This is a genomic window from Paractinoplanes deccanensis, assembly GCF_016862115.1.
Lineage (GTDB): Bacteria > Actinomycetota > Actinomycetes > Mycobacteriales > Micromonosporaceae > Actinoplanes > Actinoplanes deccanensis.
Genome location: NZ_BOMI01000211.1, coordinates 18,662 through 34,824 on the forward strand (window position 1 = coordinate 18,662; position 16,163 = coordinate 34,824).

The 16,163-nt window shown below is 71.9% G+C and carries 14 protein-coding genes; 5 read left to right on the forward strand and 9 right to left on the reverse strand.

Annotation, left to right across the window (positions count from 1 at the left end; genetic code table 11):
- Window positions 1-24: 24 nt before the first annotated feature.
- The 3 genes from Ade02nite_RS47955 to Ade02nite_RS47965 all read right to left on the reverse strand — a co-directional run bounded on the left by Ade02nite_RS47955 (window position 25) and on the right by Ade02nite_RS47965 (window position 4,201).
- Window positions 25-798, reverse strand: a complete 774-nt coding sequence (locus Ade02nite_RS47955) for an exodeoxyribonuclease III (RefSeq protein ID WP_203778129.1) — start codon at window positions 796-798, stop codon at window positions 25-27.
- Between the two features lie 230 nt (window positions 799-1,028).
- Complete coding sequence (locus Ade02nite_RS47960; RefSeq protein ID WP_203778130.1) at window positions 1,029-3,302, reverse strand: putative bifunctional diguanylate cyclase/phosphodiesterase; 2,274 nt, start codon at window positions 3,300-3,302, stop codon at window positions 1,029-1,031.
- Between the two features lie 41 nt (window positions 3,303-3,343).
- Window positions 3,344-4,201: a universal stress protein gene (locus tag Ade02nite_RS47965; protein WP_203778131.1), complete on the reverse strand. Its 858-nt coding sequence runs from the start codon at window positions 4,199-4,201 to the stop codon at window positions 3,344-3,346.
- 164 nt (window positions 4,202-4,365) lie between these two features.
- On the opposite strand from Ade02nite_RS47965, the gene Ade02nite_RS47970 reads away from it, so the two are divergent.
- Together Ade02nite_RS47970 and htpG are read left to right on the forward strand one after the other, a co-directional pair.
- Window positions 4,366-5,649: a citrate synthase gene (locus tag Ade02nite_RS47970; protein WP_203778132.1), complete on the forward strand. Its 1,284-nt coding sequence runs from the start codon at window positions 4,366-4,368 to the stop codon at window positions 5,647-5,649.
- Window positions 5,650-5,713: 64 nt separating this feature from the next.
- Window positions 5,714-7,546: a molecular chaperone HtpG gene (gene htpG, locus Ade02nite_RS47975; RefSeq protein WP_203778133.1), complete on the forward strand. Its 1,833-nt coding sequence runs from the start codon at window positions 5,714-5,716 to the stop codon at window positions 7,544-7,546.
- Here htpG and Ade02nite_RS47980 read toward each other — a convergent pair.
- Together Ade02nite_RS47980 and Ade02nite_RS47985 are read right to left on the reverse strand one after the other, a co-directional pair.
- Window positions 7,543-7,917 carry an EVE domain-containing protein gene (locus Ade02nite_RS47980; RefSeq protein WP_203778134.1) on the reverse strand — a complete coding sequence of 125 codons (375 nt, stop codon included), beginning with the start codon at window positions 7,915-7,917 and terminating at the stop codon, window positions 7,543-7,545. The genes htpG and Ade02nite_RS47980 overlap by 4 nt on opposite strands.
- Window positions 7,917-8,072 (reverse strand): hypothetical protein, encoded by a 156-nt coding sequence (locus Ade02nite_RS47985; protein ID WP_203778135.1) that lies wholly within the window; start codon window positions 8,070-8,072, stop codon window positions 7,917-7,919. The genes Ade02nite_RS47980 and Ade02nite_RS47985 overlap by 1 nt, the downstream gene beginning before the upstream one ends.
- Window positions 8,073-8,206: 134 nt before the next feature.
- Here Ade02nite_RS47985 and Ade02nite_RS47990 point away from each other — a divergent pair, with 134 nt between their 5' ends.
- Together Ade02nite_RS47990 and Ade02nite_RS47995 are read left to right on the forward strand one after the other, a co-directional pair.
- Window positions 8,207-9,715: a DHA2 family efflux MFS transporter permease subunit gene (locus tag Ade02nite_RS47990; protein WP_203778136.1), complete on the forward strand. Its 1,509-nt coding sequence runs from the start codon at window positions 8,207-8,209 to the stop codon at window positions 9,713-9,715.
- The gene (locus tag Ade02nite_RS47995) at window positions 9,712-10,398 is read left to right on the forward strand and encodes a TetR/AcrR family transcriptional regulator (RefSeq protein ID WP_203778137.1); all 687 of its coding nucleotides are present in this window, start codon (window positions 9,712-9,714) and stop codon (window positions 10,396-10,398) included. Before Ade02nite_RS47990 ends, Ade02nite_RS47995 begins: the two co-directional genes overlap by 4 nt.
- Before the next feature lies 1 nt (window position 10,399).
- On the opposite strand, the gene Ade02nite_RS48000 is transcribed toward Ade02nite_RS47995, so the two are convergent.
- The 4 genes from Ade02nite_RS48000 to Ade02nite_RS48015 form a co-directional block, all read right to left on the reverse strand.
- A complete protein-coding gene (locus tag Ade02nite_RS48000) occupies window positions 10,400-11,035 on the reverse strand; it encodes a pyridoxine/pyridoxamine 5'-phosphate oxidase (protein ID WP_203778138.1) in 636 nt (211 codons plus the stop codon).
- Window positions 11,032-11,805 (reverse strand): class I SAM-dependent methyltransferase, encoded by a 774-nt coding sequence (locus Ade02nite_RS48005; RefSeq protein ID WP_203778139.1) that lies wholly within the window; start codon window positions 11,803-11,805, stop codon window positions 11,032-11,034. The genes Ade02nite_RS48000 and Ade02nite_RS48005 overlap by 4 nt, the downstream gene beginning before the upstream one ends.
- A 35-nt stretch (window positions 11,806-11,840) precedes the next feature.
- Window positions 11,841-12,728 (reverse strand): MerR family transcriptional regulator, encoded by an 888-nt coding sequence (locus Ade02nite_RS48010; protein WP_203778140.1) that lies wholly within the window; start codon window positions 12,726-12,728, stop codon window positions 11,841-11,843.
- A gap of 219 nt (window positions 12,729-12,947) precedes the next feature.
- Window positions 12,948-14,666, reverse strand: coding sequence for an FUSC family protein (locus tag Ade02nite_RS48015; protein ID WP_203778141.1), 1,719 nt, complete (start codon window positions 14,664-14,666; stop codon window positions 12,948-12,950).
- A gap of 58 nt (window positions 14,667-14,724) precedes the next feature.
- Between Ade02nite_RS48015 and Ade02nite_RS48020 the strand changes: the two genes are divergently transcribed.
- Window positions 14,725-16,163 (forward strand): GntP family permease (locus tag Ade02nite_RS48020; protein WP_203778142.1); only part of this gene is annotated, 1,439 nt, incomplete at its 3' end.

Consider the following 16,163-nt stretch of genomic DNA (forward strand, 5'->3'; position numbering starts at 1 on the left):
TGCGGGTTGGGCGGGACCGGCGTGTCAGTCGCCGAGGTCCACCACGATCGGGGCGTGGTCGGAAGGGCCCTTGCCCTTGCGCGCCTCGCGGTCCACCACGGCATCTGTCACCCGGCCGGCGATCGCGGGAGTGGCGTAGACGAGGTCGATCCGCATGCCCTTGTTCTGGTGGAACATTCCGGCACGGTAATCCCAATAGGTGAAGGGGTGATCGCCCTTCAGTGGTCGTCCGATCACATCACGTAGTCCGACGTCGCGGATGGCGGCCAGCGCCTCGCGCTCGGGCGGCGTGACGTGGGTGGATCCGCGGAACACGGCCGGATCCCACACGTCGGCGTCGGTCGGCGCGACGTTGAAATCGCCCGCCACGACCAGCGGGCCGGCGGCCACCTGGGGGACCAGAGCGTCGCGCAATGCGGCCAGCCACCGCAATTTGTACGCGTAATGCGGATCCTCGGGGGTGCGCCCGTTCGGCACGTAGACCGAGACGAAGCGGATCCCGTCGCAGAGGGCGCCGATGGCGCGCGCTTCCGGCTCGGGGTAGCCCGGTTCGCCGGGGAATCCGTGCTGGACGTCCTCGAGCCCGACCCGGGAGAGCAGGGCGACGCCGTTCCAGCGGCCCTGGCCGTACGCGGCGGTCCGGTAGCCGAGCTCGGCGACCTCGTCACTGGGGAACCCGTCGGCGGCCACCTTGGTCTCCTGGAGGCACAGCACGTCGGGCTTGGTGGTGTCGAGCCACTCCAGCAGGCGCGGCAGACGGGCCTTGACCGAGTTGACGTTCCACGTGGCGAAGCGCATCAGCCCAGACTGCTACATCCGGGGGCGTCGCGTGGGGCGGGGGCGGGCCGTGGCGGCGAGCAGGGCGGCGGCGAGGCCGGCCATGAGCACGAGCAGGACGACCACGAGGCCCGACATGTCGCTCCTTTGGTACTGATTCTGTGATCAAAACCTGACCCGAGTGTGATCCCCGTTACCACGACCCGGTCAGCGAATAATGCCCGAGCGGCGCCCGGACCGCCAGGGCTTCTTCAGGATTCAAGAGAACTGTGCAAAGACGCCGCGCCGTCGACGTGCCAGTGCGAGGCGAACTCCGCGGCCGGCACGGCGGGCCCCCAGAGCCAGCCCTGCCCGCGGGTCACGCCGATCGCGTCGAGCACGTCGCGCTGGAGCCGCGTCTCGACGCCCTCGGCGATCACGGTCAGCCCGAGCGCGTAGCTCATCGCCGTCACGGCCCGGACGATCTCGTCGTCCTCGGTGCTCTGGCCGAGCCCGGTGATGAACGAGCGATCGAGCTTCACCCCGGTGACGGGGAACCGCCGCAGGTAGGACAGCGACGAGAAGCCGGTGCCGAAGTCGTCGATCAGCAGCTGTACGCCGAGCTCGCGCAGCTCGAAGAGCACCCGTCCGGAGGTGCTGTCCGGGTCGACCAGCACCGACTCGGTCATCTCCAGCGCCACGCAGCGCGCCGGCACGCCGTGCTCCAGCAGCTCCGCCGAGACGATCAGCGGCAGTTCCCGGTCGGTCAGCTGGCGCGCCGACACGTTGATCGAGAGGTAGAAGTCGTCGCCGACCGTGCCGTCGCGGCGCCATTGCCCGAGCTGGCGCAGCGACTCCCGGCGCACGAGATCGCCGATGGCGCCGATCAGGCCGGCGTCCTCGGCGATCGGGATGAACACGGCCGGGGAGATCGCCCCGCGCTCCGGGTGGACCCAGCGCACCAGCGCCTCGGCGCCGACCGGCACCCCGGTCCGGACCCGGACGATCGGCTGGTACGCGACGTGCAGCTGCCTCTCGTCGATCGCCCTGCGCAGCGCCACCTCGAGCTCGATGCGCTCGCGCACCTCCTCGTGCATGGACGCGTCGAAGATCGTGGTGTGCCCGGGCCCCTCGGACTTGGCGCGGTACATCGCGGTGTCCGCGTCCCGCATCAGCGCCTCGGTGACCTGCGCGAACCGGCCGTACTCGACCGGCGCCGCCGAGGCGATGCCGACCGAGGCGGTGATGGTGACGTCGATGCCGCGGATCGAGAAGGGCCGGGTGAAGCAGTGGCTGATCTCGTCGGCCAGGCGCAGCGCCCCCTCGCGCTCGCCGAGGTAGGCCAGCGCGAACTCGTCGCCGCCGAGCGCGGCCACCGGGACCGCGGCGGGCGCGGCGGAGCGCAGCCGGCGGCTCAGCTCGATGACGAGCTGGTCGCCGGTGTCGTGGCCCCAGCTCTCGTTGACGTACTTGAAGCCGTCCAGGTCGAGCACGAACACCCAGACCCGCTGGAGGCCGCCGGGGGTGGCCCGGCCGAGCAGCCGTTCGATCTCCTCGCCGAGCATGAGGCGGTTGGGCAGCCCGGTCAGCGAGTCGTGCAGCGCCTGGTGCTCGGTGTGCAGCTGGGCCACCGTCTGCGCTCGTACCGCGAAGACCGCACGCACCAGCAGCAGCGCCGTGGCGAGCACGCCGGCCGTGGCGATGGTCACCCGCTCCCCGCGGGTCGGGGCGTCGATCACCACGAGCAGCACGAACGGGGTGATCGACGCGGGGGCGAGCACGGCGACGCGCCGCACCGACCAGGCCTGCACCGGTGGCCGCGCCGGGCGGCTCAGCTGCACCACCGAGGGGTGCAGGGCGGTGACCCCCATCAGGGCGTACGCCATCAGGAACGGCGCGTCGAGCAGCGGCGACGCGTACGTCCGGCCGGTCGTCCCGATGATCGCGTAGGCGGTGTCGCCGATGAAGAGCATGGTCAGCGAGCCGAGCAGAGTGATCAGGCTCGGCGGCCACTGCCGTGCGGTGAAGGTCAGGTTGACCACGAGCAGCAGCAGGATCACGTCGAAGAGCGGATAGAACGCGGCCAGCACGTTCTGCACCTGGTCGCGCTCCTGGATCTCGGCCGCGGGGGCCGCGAGCAGCAGCGCTGCGGCCAGCCCGCCGGCCAGGCAGAAGATGAGGCCGTCCAGCACGGCGTGCCGGTCGATGCTCACCCGCCAGCGCAGCAGGATGACGAGGAAGGTGGCCAGCATGATGTAGCCGGGGATGGTCGCCGCGTCGGCCAGCAGGGGCAGCGGCTGGTCCAGGCCCTCGACCATCGGCCGCACGAGCACGCCGACCAGGAAGCTGGACGCGGCGAGGGCCATCAGCCGCCACGCCACGCGCGGCTCCGCGCCGAAGCTGCGCGGGCCGGTGAAGCACGCCCAGACGGTGCCCAGGCCGATCGCGAGCAGGCACACGGCATTGACCACGGAGTCGAGGTTCGCCGTGTACGCGGCCGTCGCCGCCAGCCCGGCCACTCCGAAGAGCCGCCATTTCTCGGTCATCACTCACCATTTCGGTACGCGTGCGACCGGGCTGAGCGGTTTTACCTGGCCAGGGCGTTGCCCATCTGGGCAGTGCCGCGCGGCACGCGCTGGGCCGGCAGCGGGCGGCCGTGCGGGAAGACGGTGGGGCAGGCGGCGTGGTGCAGGACCTCGCGGGCGACCGAGCCGATCAGGCCGGCCCCGTCCGAGCCGCGGTGCCCGAGGACCAGCATCCGGGCGTGGCAGGACTGGCGTACCAGGGTGGGGCCGGGCGCCCCGCTGAGCAGGTGGGTCTCGTGATCGCCGAGCTCGGGGACGGCCCGCACGGCCCGGTCGAGCACCTCCGCTCCGGGGCCGCCCGCGGCGGTGTGGGCGACGTGGGCGACGTGGACGGGCACCTGATGGCGTACCGCCTCGGTCGCGGCGTGCTTGAGCGCGACGAGAGAGTGCGTGGATCCGTCGACGGCGACCAGGATCGGGCCGGCCGGAGGCCGTGGCCCGCGGGCCACCATGACCGGGCACCAGGCCCGGGAGACCGCCTGGACCAGCACCGACATCTCGGGCAGCCAGGGGGTCGTGGCGAGGTCGTCGTCGCCGACGACCAGCAGCTCGGCGGTCCTGCCCAGGCGCAGCAGCACCCGATCGGGCAGCCCGTCGACGAGTTGTCCCGTCACGCGCACCCCGGGTGTGGAACGCTGGGCGGTGGCGATCGCCTCGTCGACAACCCGCGAGGCGGCCCGGCGGGCCCGGTCGTAGTCGAGGTTCGCGGGGAGCCGCGCATTGGGCCAGGTGAACGCGTGCACGATTCGCAATTCGCGGCCGCGCGAGAGGGCTTCGCGCGCCGCCAGGCGCACGGCGGCCAGGCCGGCCGACGTGCCGGTGACACCTACGACGACGGGCGACGGACTCGGACGACGCATCAGGTTGCACCTCCGGGTTCTGATACCAACCATTATCTATGCAAGAGCGCCACTCTTCGTGATCAATCCCTCAGCAGGAGGCCACCTGATGACCCATTCAGGTTGAGGGTTTACGGTAAACGACAAAATTCGTGGGACATCTGCCGGTGAAGTGAGGGAAATACATGACGGATGTCAAGCTCGACCATCCTGGCGGGCAGCTGTCGATGCCGGTTCGTGAGGCTGTCGAGGGCCCGGGTGGCATCGACGTCAGCGCCCTCCTCAAGGAGACCGGCTATGTGACCCTCGACCAGGGTTTCGTCAACACCGCCTCCACCACGTCGGCGATCACCTACATCGACGGTGACGCCGGCATCCTCCGCTACCGCGGCTTCCCGATCGAGCAGCTGGCGGAGAAGTCCACCTTCCTCGAGGTCTCCTACCTGCTGATGAAGGACGAGTTGCCGACGCCGCAGCAGCTCAAGGACTTCGGCGACAAGATCCGGGTGCACACGCTCCTGCAGGAGGAGATGCGCGCCTTCTTCTCCGGCTTCCCGCGCGACGCGCACCCGATGGCGGTGCTCTCCTCCGCGGTGACCGCGCTGTCGACCTTCTACCAGGACGCGCTCGACCCGCTCGACGCCGAGCAGGTCGAGATCTCCGGCATCCGTCTGATGGCGAAGCTTCCGACCATCGCGGCGTACGCGTACAAGAAGTCCATCGGCCACCCGCTGCCGTACCCGGACAACTCCCTCGACTACGTCGAGAACTTCCTCCGGATGACCTTCGGTCTGCCCACCGTCCAGTACGACGTCGACCCCAAGGTCGCCAAGATCCTGGACATGCTCTTCATCCTGCACGCCGACCACGAGCAGAACTGCTCCACGTCGACCGTGCGCCTGGTCGGCTCGGCGCAGGCCAACCTCTTCGCCTCGGTCTCGGCCGGCATCAACGCCCTCTCCGGCCCGCTGCACGGCGGCGCCAACGCGGCGGTGCTCGAGATGCTCGAGCAGATCCGCAAGGACGGCGGCGACGTCAACTCGTTCGTCACCCGGGTGAAGAACAAGGAAAAGGGCGTCAAGCTCATGGGCTTCGGCCACCGGGTCTACAAGAACTACGACCCGCGCGCCGCCATCGTCAAGAAGGCCGCCCAGGAGATGCTCTCCACGCTCGACAAGCCCGACCCGCTGCTCGAGATCGCGTTCCAGCTCGAGGAGATCGCGCTCAACGACGACTACTTCGTCTCGCGCAAGCTCTACCCGAACGTCGACTTCTACACCGGCCTCATCTACAAGGCCATGGGCTTCCCCACCAAGATGTTCACGGTGCTGTTCGCGCTGGGCCGCCTGCCCGGCTGGATCGCCCAGTGGACCGAGATGATGAACGACCCGGCCAACAAGATCGGCCGCCCGCGCCAGCTCTACACGGGCTCGCCCGAGCGCGAGTTCGTCCCGATCGACAAGCGCTGACCGGTCGTACGAAATCACGACGCCCCGCCGGATCTCCGGCGGGGCGTTTTCGTACCATCGGGGCATGGAGACGTTGGAGTTTCAAGCCGAAGCTCGGCAGTTGTTGCAGCTGATGGTCCACTCGATCTATTCGAACAAGGACATCTTCCTGCGTGAGCTGATCTCGAACGCCTCGGACGCGCTGGACAAGCTGCGCCTGGCCACCCTGCAGGACGGTCTCGAGGCGGACGCCTCCGACCTGCACATCGAGATCGAGGCCGACAAGGAGGCGCGCACGCTGACCGTGCGCGACAACGGCATCGGCATGACCCGCGACGAGGTCGTCGAGCTGATCGGCACCATCGCCAAGTCGGGCACCGCGGAGCTGCTGCGCAAGCTCAAGGAGGCCAAGGAGAGCCCCGAACTGATCGGCCAGTTCGGCGTCGGCTTCTATTCGACCTTCATGGTCGCCGACCGGGTCACGCTGGTGACGCGCAAGGCCGGCACCGAGGGGCACGGCACCCGCTGGGAGTCTGCGGGGGAGGGCACCTACACGATCGACGAGGCGCCGGACGCCCCGGTCGGCACGAGCGTCACCGTCCACCTGCGCCCCAAGGACGAGGAGGACGCGCTCTACGACTACACCGACGAGTGGAAGATCCGGGAGATCGTCAAGAAGTACTCGGACTTCATCTCGTTCCCGATCAAGATGGGCGACGAGACGCTCAACTCCATGAAGGCTCTCTGGGCGCGGCCGCGCTCCGAGGTGTCCGACGAGGAGTACCACGAGTTCTACAAGCACATCAGCCACGACTGGACCGAGCCGCTCGAGATCATCAACATGCGGGCGGAGGGCACCTTCGAGTACGAGGCGCTGCTGTTCATCCCGTCGCGCGCCCCGTTCGACCTGTTCCAGCGCGACTCCAGCCGGGGCCTGCAGCTGTACGTCAAGCGCGTCTTCATCATGGACGACAGCCGTGAGCTGATCCCCGACTACCTGCGCTTCGTCAAGGGCGTGGTGGACGCGGCCGACCTGTCGCTGAACATCTCCCGCGAGATCCTCCAGCAGGACCGGCACATCCAGATGATCCGCCGCCGGCTGGTCAAGAAGGTGCTGTCCACCATCAAGGACCTCCTCAACAACAACCCCGAGAAGTACGCGACGTTCTGGCGCGAGTTCGGCCGGGCGGTCAAGGAGGGCCTGCTCAACGACCAGGACAACCAGAAGGCGATCCTGGACGTGGCGACGTTCGCGTCGACCGCCTCGCAGGAGCCGACGACCCTCGCCGCCTACATCGAGCGGATGAAGGAGGGCCAGGAGGAGATCTACTTCCTGACCGGCGAGTCGCGCTCGCAGGTGGAGAACTCCCCGCACATGGAGGCGTTCCGCGAGCAGGGCTACGAGGTGCTGATCCTCACCGACCCGGTCGACGAGATCTGGGTCGAGGCGGTCCCCGACTACGACGGCAAGAAGCTCCAGTCGATCGCGCGCGGCTCGGTCGACCTGCCCTCCACCACCTCCGCCGAGGACGAGAGCACGGGCGACTTCGACCCGCTGCTCGGCTACCTCAAGGAGCGCCTGGCGGAGCAGGTCAAGGACGTCCGCCTGTCGCACCGCCTCACGACGTCGGCGGCGTGCCTGGTCAGCGACGCCGACGACATCACGCCCACGCTCGAGAAGATGTACCGGGCGATGGGGCAGGAGGGCCCGCGGGTCAAGCGGATCCTCGAACTGAACCCGAACCACCCGCTGGTCAGCGGCCTGCGCGCGGCCCACGAGCGCGACGCCGCCGACGAGGCCCTGCCCGAGACCGCCGAGCTGCTGTACGGCACCGCCCTGCTGGCCGAGGGCGGCGACCTGGACGACCCGGCCCGCTTCGCGAAGCTCCTCGCGGACCGGCTCGCCCGCACGGTCTAGGTGCCCGAGTCGCCGGGGTGCGCGTCGCGTGCCCCGGCGATCGCCTTCCACTCGCCCGGCCGCAGCGGGAACGGGTTGCCGCCCGCCGGCATCCGCATGATCAGCGCGTCGCGGAAGCGCTCGTCGGCCCTGAGCTCGGCCCGCGGGATCGCCCGCCATCGGTCGAACCGGACGCCCACCGCCGTCCCGCCGGGGCTCTCGTGCGGCCCCTCGACGATCGTCCCGAGCGCGGCCACGCCGCCGGACCGCCCACTGTGCCACAGCGCGACGTCGTCACCGGCGCGGACCCGATCGCGGTAGCGCCGGATCAGCCAGTCACCGTCACCGCAGTGACCGCGCGCCGGATCGTGCTGGAGGAGCCAGTGCGCCATCAGGTGGCCAGTTCCCGGACGAACACGCCGACGTTGCGGAACACCTCCGCGATCCCGTCGCCGATCCCCTGAGCGATGTCCGACGCGGGGCCCGGATTCGTGCCGATGTAAAAGATCACCAGGATGAGCACGATCCAGCCGAGGGCCTTCTTCATCAGCTCGGCTCCCTTCCCGCGGCCTCAATACATGATCGTGGCACGTCACCGCACGTATTTCCCGCACCTCCACCCGGGCGCGTCCCGATCACCATACTTGACAGTCGCTATGAAGTGAGAGCTACTGTCAAAACATGGTTACTTCCACTTCTCGTTGGTATGCGCTCGCCGCGCTGGCGTTGTGCACCCTGGCGGTCGGGCTGGACACCACCGTGCTCAGCGTCGCGCTGCCCACGCTCGCCCGTGATCTGTCCGCCTCGACCGGTGATCTCCAGTGGTTCACGACCGCGTACCTGCTGGTCCTCGCCGCGGCGCTGCTGCCGGCCGGCATGCTCGGTGACCGGCTCGGCCGCAAGCGGATGCTGATCGGGGCGCTCCTGCTCTTCGGCGCGGCCTCGGTGGCCTGCGCGTACGCCCAGAGCTCCGCACAGCTCATCGCCGCGCGCGCCGTGCTGGGCCTCGGCGCCGCGGTGATCATGCCGCTCGCCGGGGCGGTGCTCACCGTGCTCTTCGACGCGTCGTCCCGGTCGCGCGCCATGTCGATCTGGGTGACGGCGAGCGCGCTCGGCATCCCGCTCGGCCCGCTGCTCGGCGGCTGGCTGCTGGACAACTTCTGGTGGGGCTCGGTCTTCCTGATCAACGTGCCCGTGGTGCTCCTCGGCGTGATCGCGCTGGCCCTGTGGATGCCGGAGTCGCGCGGCGCCGCCGGGCGGGTGGACGCGCTCGGCATCGTCGCGTCCACCGCCGGGCTCGTCGGCATGACGTACGGGATCATCTCGGTCGGCTCACGCGGCTGGTCCGACGGCCGCTCCCTGTCCACGATCGCGGCCGGCCTGGTGCTGCTGGCCGGTTTCGTGCTGTGGCAGCGCCGGACGTCGTCCCCGCTGGTCGATCTGCGCCTGTTCTCCTCGCGGGCGTTCACCGGAGGCGCCGTGCTGGCGACGATCGGCAGCTTCGCGATGCTCGGTCTCCTGTTCACGTTGCCGCAGTTCTTCTCGGCGGTGGGCGGCCACGACGCGTTCGGCTCCGGCCTGAGGCTGTTGCCCGTGATCGGCGGCCTGGTCATCGGCGCCCGCGCCGCCGACAAGCTCCGCTCCCGCTTCGCCACGCGCACGGTGATCGCGGCCGGCCTGCTGCTGATCGCGGCCGGCTCCTTCCTCGGCATGCGCACCGAGGTGCACACCCCGTACGGCTATCTCGCCCTGTGGATCACGCTCGCCGGCCTCGGCCTGGGCCTGACGATGCCGCCCTCCCTGGACGCCGCCCTCGGCGCCCTCCCCACCGACCGCAGCGGCGTGGGCAACGCCGTCCTCCAGGCCACCCGCCAGGTCGGCGGCGCGATCGGCGTGGCCGTGCTCGGCACCGTGGTCAACTCCGGCTACCGTTCCGGCCTCCCACTCGAGGCCCCTTCGGTGGTACGCGAGAGCGTCTCCTCCGGCGCCGAGGTCGCCACCCGCCTGGGCGACGGCCGGTTGCTCGCGTCCGTCCAGCAGGCCTTCACCCACGGCATGTCCCTGTCCCTGCTGGTGGCCGGCGTGATCGCCGCCCTGGGTGCGGCCCTCGCCGTGGCCGTCATGCCGCGCCGGACCCCCGCGCCGCCCGCCGAGGCGCTCGAGCCCGCTTTGGCAGAATCGGGTCTATGACGCCGCCTTCCCCCGCCACCTCGTCCCCGGCCGCCGGTGCCGGCAGCGCTACCGCTGCCGGTGCGGGCCCGGTGGCCGGCGACCGGAGCTCTCGCCCCGCGCTCGGGCTGCGCGAGCGCAAGAAGCTGCGGACCCGGGCGGCGATCCGGGAGGCCGCGATGCGCCTGTTCGAGGAGCAGGGCTACGCGGCCACCACGGTCGAGCAGATCGCGGAGGCCGCCGAGGTCTCGCCGAGCACGTTCTTCCGCTACTTCCCGACCAAGGAGGACGTGGTCCTCACCGACGACTACGACCCCCTGGTCGTCGACGCCATCCGTGCCCAGCCCGCCGGGATGCCCGCCGTCGAGGCCGTGCTCCAGGGCATGCGCGCGGTCTTCGCCAACCTCTCCGACGGCGAGTGGGCCGCCGAGCGCCGCCGGCAGAGCCTGATCCGCGCCGTCCCCGAGCTCCAGGTCCGCCAGCAGCAGGAGATGATCGCCGCCGTCGACATGCTCGCCGCCGTGATCGCCGAGCGCGAGGGGCGGCCCCCCGCCGACGAGGACGCCCGGGTCCTCGCCGGCGCCCTGGTCGGCATCATCCTGGCCATCCTCGCTCCCGGGTTGACGAGCAGCTTCGACCCCGCCACCTTCGACCGGCTCGAACGCGCCCTGGGCACCCTGAAGGCCCAGCTCGGCTCTTACTGAGTCAGGGCCAGAGCAGGGTGCGGGTCCAGCCGCCGGGGCCGCGGGTGTAGCGGAGGCGGGTGTGTTTGCGCTGCTTGTCGGCCTGCCAGAACTCGACCTCCTCGGCGGCCACGGTGTAGAGGGTCCACTCCGGGACGACGAAGGCGGGGTCGGCGGCTATGCGGCGGCCTGCCTCGGTGACGGCGCGGTCCAGGGTGGCGCGGTCGGTGAGAGGCCGGCTCTGGCACCCCAGGGAGGCCTCGGCGCGGGAGCCTTCGGGGCGTGCCAGGAAGTCGGCGGCGCTGGTGGCCGCGGGCTCGGGGTGGGCGTGACCGCGCACCCGGATCTGGCGTCCCTGGAGTGACCAGTAGAAGGTGAGAGCCACGGCCGAGTCGCGGGCGAGCTCCTGGCCCTTGGGGCTCGCGGCGTGGGCGGCGAACTGCCAGCCGGACTCGCCGACGTTCTTGAGGATGAGGACCCGGGCGTGGGGGCCGGCGGTCGACAGAGTCATGGCATGCGGCTCGCGGACTCCGGCGTCGACGGCGGCCATCAGCCACTCCACGAAAAGGGTGTGCGGCTGGGGAGGGGCGGCCGCGGGGTCGAAGGACGGCAGGTCGCCGGCGAAGACGGGGAGCCGGCGCAGGTAGTCGCGCATCATGGACGGCCCACGATCAGGCGGAGCGAGCCGGTGAAGTGGGGCTGGGTGCGCAGGTGGCCGTAGCGCTCGTCCCAGCGGCCGGAAGCCAGGTCGGCGCGCAGGGCCTCGACCGCTCGGGTGGTAGCGGCGGGTGCGACGAAACCCCACGCGGACTGGGCGGCGCGGACGCGCGGGTCGAGGAAGCGCTCGGGGCGGGCGTAGAACGCCTCGGTGAAACCGTCGGTGCAGTCGATCGGGACGGGGACCTCGACGACCTCGGCCGGGGAGGTGGGAGAGCTCACCACGCGGGCGATCGTGGCGATGGCGGGGAAGCGGCGGCGCTCGGCGGCGATCAGCTCGGGGACGTAGTCGGCCAGCCAGAAGCGGTCCAGGGCGTCGCCGTCGAAGGTCAGGACGACCACCGGGCCGCGGGCCACCCGGCGGAGCGAGGCCAGGCCGCGCACGGGGTCGGGCCACTGGTGGACGGTGACCGTGGCCATGACGGCGTCGAAGGAGTCGTCGTCGAACGGCAGGCTCTCGGCCACGGCGTCGACGGCGGGGGCCGCGGTGGGCGGGCGCTGGGCGCGCATCCGGGCGGAGGGCTCGACCGCGAGGACGTACCGGTCGGTGGGCTCGTAGGAACCGGCTCCGGCGCCGACGTTCAGCACGGTGCGGGCGTCGCCCAGGGACTCGTGGATGAGGGCGGCGATGCGGGGGTCAGGGCGGCGCTGTGCCGCGTACCCCTCGCCTGTGGTCTCGTAGTCGACGTCGCCGGGACGTGTTCGGATCATGAGGGGGACGCTAAACCCGCACCCCGGGGTCCGGGTCAAGTCGCGCGGCGCCGCTGAGTGAGCCAGCGCATGACGTCGAGCGCGTGCGAGGCCGGGTCGGGAATCGGGTGGAAGACGTGCTCGACACGGTCCTCGTCGACCACGAGGGTCAGGCGTTGGTACAGGGTCAGGTCGCCGGCCGTGAGGGTGGGCAGGCCCGCGGCGGCGAGGCTGAGCCGGGGGTCGGGGATGAGCGGGTACGGCAGGCGCAGCCGGTGCACGAGCTCGCGCTGATAGCCGGTCGACTGGGCGGAAAGGCCGTACACCCGGGCGGCGCCGGCGGCGAGCAGCTCCGCGTGGTGGTCGCGCAGCCAGATGGCCTGGTCGGTGCTGCCGCGGGCGCCGTGGATCTCGAGCAGGCCGCGGGGCAGGTCGACGCCGGGGCGGCCGGTGAGCGGATAGACGAAGACGACGGTGCGGCCGGGACCGAGCGCGCGCAGGTCGACGAGGCTGCCGTCGCTGGCGAAGAAGGTGAGCTCGGGCAGCGGCCGGCCGACCAGGGCGAGCGGGCTGCCGCCCTCGGCGGGGCCGCCGGTGACCACCTGGCGCGCCGCGGCGTCGATGCGGGCGTCGAGGGCCTCGCGCTGGGCGGTCAGCTCGCCGATGCGCCGCTGGAGGCTGGTGACGGTGCTGCGGAAGGTGGCGATCGCGGCGGCGCACACGTCGTCGCCGTTCGCGATCGACTCGACGAACGGGCGGGTCTCCTCGACGGAGAGGCCCAGCGCCATGAGCTCGCGGATCTGGGCGACCTGGCGCACCGCGACCGGCTCGTACTCCCGGTAGCCGTTGCTCAGCCGCCGCGGCACGACCAGGCCCGCCGCCTCGTAGTAGCGCAGGGCCCGCACGGTCGTGCCCGTGCGGCGCGCAAGCTCACCGACCCTCACGCGCAGACCCTAAACCCACACCCTTGGGTACGGGTCAAGCGGCGCGATGAGGTCGGGGGAGCGCCGCGGGCGCGGGTCGAAGCGCCGGCGGGTGCGGCGCGGGCGTGGTCAGGGTGGCGGGTGCGGCGCGGGCGTGGTCAGGGTGGCGGGTGCGGCGCGGGCGCGGTTCGGGTGGCGGGTGCGGCGCGGGCGCGGTCAGGGTGGCGGCCGCGGCGCGGGTCAGGCGGCGCTCGCCGGATTGCGGTGCGACAACGTGGCGAGGGACTCCCGGGCGGACCGTTCCGCCGTCAGGACCCGCTCGGTGATCTCGGGGCGCAGGCCGGGCTCGCCGGCCGCGACGTCGTACGCCTCCCGGAGGGTCGCCACCAGCAGCGCGAGCCGCCTCGCCGCCAGCATGGGGTCGGCGGGATCGCGCCGCAGGGTCTCGGTGCCGGCCTCGACGGCGGCCAGTGCTTCCTCAAGATGGCGGCTCGCGGCGCGGTTGCGCACCAGCAGCGCGGCGGCCAGCCCGAGCAGGCTGCCGAGCACGGTCTGCACGAGGCGGTCGCCGATCAGGTCGAGCGGCGGTGTCTTGTGGCCGAGCTCGCCGACCAGCAGGGCGAGCGGGGTGATGGCCAGCATCGCCAGCCCGTAGTTGCGGATGACCAGCAGCTCGGCGATCACCTGGGCCAGCAGGATGCCCGCGACCAGCACCCATTCGCCGCCGGGCACCGAGACGGCCGCGCCGGCGATGAGCAGGCCGAGGACGGTGCCGCCGGCGCGCTGGATGGCCTTCTGCAGCGACAGGCGCAACGAGGCGGTCTGCAGGACGGCGACCGCCGAGACCGCTGCCCAGTACGGATGGCTGAGGCCGGTGAGGTGCACCAGCACCCCGGCCGCGGCCCCGGCGATCAGGGCGCCGATCGCCACGCGGGTGGCGGCGGGCCAGAGCGGACGGCGCGGGGTGCGCGGCCCGGGAGCGGGAAGGTCGCGCAGGAGCAGGGCGGCGAGGCGGCGCTCGGCGATCCGGGCGCTCTCGGCGGGGGTGGCGGTGAGCCGGGGGACCGGGCCGCGGGGTTTGACCTGGGCGGCCAGCGCCCGCAGCTCGGCGGCCGCCTCGGCGGTGTGGCCGTGCACGCCGCTGAGCTCGGTCTCGGCGTGCGCCACGAGAACTTCCTCGGCCCGAAGCTCGGCCGAGGGCCCGGCTGCGGACAGCCCGGCGGTGGAGGGCCCGGCGGTGGAGGGCCCGGCGGTGGAGGGCCCGGCGGTGGAGGGCGGCGCGGTGCCGGATGGGGAGGAGCGCCCCGCCACCGCGCGCCACGCCTTGTCCACCGCGAGAGCAGCCTGCTGCCGCGCCTGGAGCCCGGCGGCGCCCGAGGGAGCGGCGTGCAGATTGGCCGCCGCCCGCAGCGCCCGGGCCACCGCCAGCCGCCGGGGAGCGTCCGGCGCCACCAGCGCACCCGACATCACGATCAGCCAGGCCACCGCGGCCGCCCCCGCCGTCAGGGCCGCGTTGCGGGGAACCGACGCGGCCGTGGCCGGCAGCGCCCCCGCGACCGCCGCCGCGAAGGTGAACATGAGCCCGGCCGGCGGGCCCACCCCGTACCGGTTGCACAGCAGCGTCGCCGCGGCGCCGATCAGCGCGATCACCGCCACGCCGACGATCTCCGGATGCGGCGTGAGGGCGGCCAGGGTGCCCAGGGTCACGCAGGCGACCAGCCCGGCCGCGCTCGCCGCCACGATCACGGCGCGCCGCCGGTACGGCTCGTCCCGGCCGTAGAGGGCGGTGAACGCGCCGAACGTGGCGACGCCCGCCCACGACGTACGCCCGGCGGCGACCAGGACGACCAGCGGGACCGCCACCGCGAGGCCCGCGCGCAGCGCGAACGCCCACGCCGCGTCGGCCGGGCGGACCCGCACCGCGGCGCGCACGTCGTGCGGCACGAAACGGCGGTTCATCAGGTAAGACATTACCCAGCCAAGATTGAATACTCCTCGCGTTGGGTAACGCGCCGGAATGATCACCCTCGCCGCCGACGCCATCACGGACGCCGGAACCGGTCAGCTGGTTCTCGCCGCAGTCCTCGGGATCGTCGTTGTCGTTCTTCTCATCGCCTGGGCCAAGTGGCATCCGTTCCTCGCGCTGATCCTGGGCTCCGGGGTCCTGGGCATCGTCGCCGGCGCGTCGGCGGGCGACACCATCGACTCGTTCACCAGCGGGCTCGGCAGCACCACCGGCAGCGTCGGCGTGCTCATCGCGCTGGGCGCCATGATCGGCGCGCTGCTCGCCGACTCGGGCGGCGCCGACGGCATCGTGAACCGCATCGTCAACAGCGTCACCGGATCGGCGCTGCCGTGGGCGATGGCCGGCGTGGCCGCGCTGATCGGCCTGCCGCTGTTCTTCGAGGTCGGCGTGGTGCTGTTGGTGCCGATCGTGCTGCTGGTGGCCCGGCGCACCGACATCGGCCTGCTGCGCATCGGCATCCCGGCGCTGGCGGGCCTCTCCGTGCTGCACGGCCTGGTGCCGCCGCACCCGGGCCCGCTGGTCGCCATCGCCAACCTGAACGCCGACCTCGGCCTGACCCTGCTCTTCGGCCTGATCTGCGCGATCCCGACGGTCATCGTCGCGGGCCCGGTCTTCGGCAACTGGATCGCGAAGCGGGTGCCGCTGGCGCTGCCCGCGATGGCCGGCGCCGCGGTGGGCGCCAAGGGCGGATCAGGTGGCCAGGACTTCCCGGACCACGACGACCTGGGCGACGTGGTGGACGAGCACGCTCCGCCGCGGCCGACCCGCAACCCGGGCTTCTGGCCCGCCGTGCTGACCGTGCTGGTGCCGATCGTCCTCATGCTGGCCCGGGCCGTCGCCGAGCTCACCCTCGACGAGGGCTCCGGCGTGCGCGGCGCGCTGGAGACCATCGGCGAGCCGATCGTCGCGCTGCTCGCCGGCGTGCTCATCGCGATGTACACGCTGGGCAAGCGCGCCGGCTTCAACCGCCAGCAGACGTCGGCAGTGGTGGGCGGCGCCCTGCCGCCGGTCGCCGGCATCCTGCTGATCGTCGCCGCGGGCGGCGGCTTCAAGCAGGTGCTGGTCGACGCCGGCGTGGGCAACGTGGTGGCGGACGCCGCTCAGGACGCCAACATCAACGCGCTGCTGCTGGGCTGGCTCGTCGCGGTCGGCATCCGGGTGGCGACCGGCTCGGCGACGGTCGCGACGATCACCGCGGCCGGCATCGTGGCACCGCTCGCCGCCACGCTCGACAAGCCGGAGGTGGCGCTGCTGGCGCTCGCCATCGGCAGCGGCTCGCTCTTCTTCTCGCACGTCAACGACGCCGGCTTCTGGCTGGTCAAGGAGTATTTCGGGATGACCGTCGGCCAGACCATCAAGACCTGGTCGGTGATGGAGACGATCATCTCGGTGGTGGGCTTCGCCTGCGTGATGATCCTCAGCGTCTTTGT

Bases quoted from the DNA above. Each gene is read 5' to 3' on its own strand.
- Ade02nite_RS48005 (WP_203778139.1), bottom strand. From the start codon at position 11,805: ATGATCCGAACACGTCCCGGCGACGTCGACTACGAGACCACAGGCGAG.
- Ade02nite_RS47985 (WP_203778135.1), bottom strand. From the start codon at position 8,072: ATGAAGAAGGCCCTCGGCTGGATCGTGCTCATCCTGGTGATCTTTTAC.
- Ade02nite_RS47965 (WP_203778131.1), bottom strand. From the start codon at position 4,201: ATGCGTCGTCCGAGTCCGTCGCCCGTCGTCGTAGGTGTCACCGGCACG.
- Ade02nite_RS47995 (WP_203778137.1), top strand. From the start codon at position 9,712: ATGACGCCGCCTTCCCCCGCCACCTCGTCCCCGGCCGCCGGTGCCGGC.
- Ade02nite_RS47990 (WP_203778136.1), top strand. From the start codon at position 8,207: ATGGTTACTTCCACTTCTCGTTGGTATGCGCTCGCCGCGCTGGCGTTG.
- htpG (WP_203778133.1), top strand. From the start codon at position 5,714: ATGGAGACGTTGGAGTTTCAAGCCGAAGCTCGGCAGTTGTTGCAGCTG.
- Ade02nite_RS47955 (WP_203778129.1), bottom strand. From the start codon at position 798: ATGCGCTTCGCCACGTGGAACGTCAACTCGGTCAAGGCCCGTCTGCCG.
- Ade02nite_RS47970 (WP_203778132.1), top strand. From the start codon at position 4,366: ATGACGGATGTCAAGCTCGACCATCCTGGCGGGCAGCTGTCGATGCCG.
- Ade02nite_RS48000 (WP_203778138.1), bottom strand. From the start codon at position 11,035: ATGATGCGCGACTACCTGCGCCGGCTCCCCGTCTTCGCCGGCGACCTG.
- Ade02nite_RS48015 (WP_203778141.1), bottom strand. From the start codon at position 14,666: ATGAACCGCCGTTTCGTGCCGCACGACGTGCGCGCCGCGGTGCGGGTC.
- Ade02nite_RS47980 (WP_203778134.1), bottom strand. From the start codon at position 7,917: ATGGCGCACTGGCTCCTCCAGCACGATCCGGCGCGCGGTCACTGCGGT.
- Ade02nite_RS47960 (WP_203778130.1), bottom strand. From the start codon at position 3,302: ATGACCGAGAAATGGCGGCTCTTCGGAGTGGCCGGGCTGGCGGCGACG.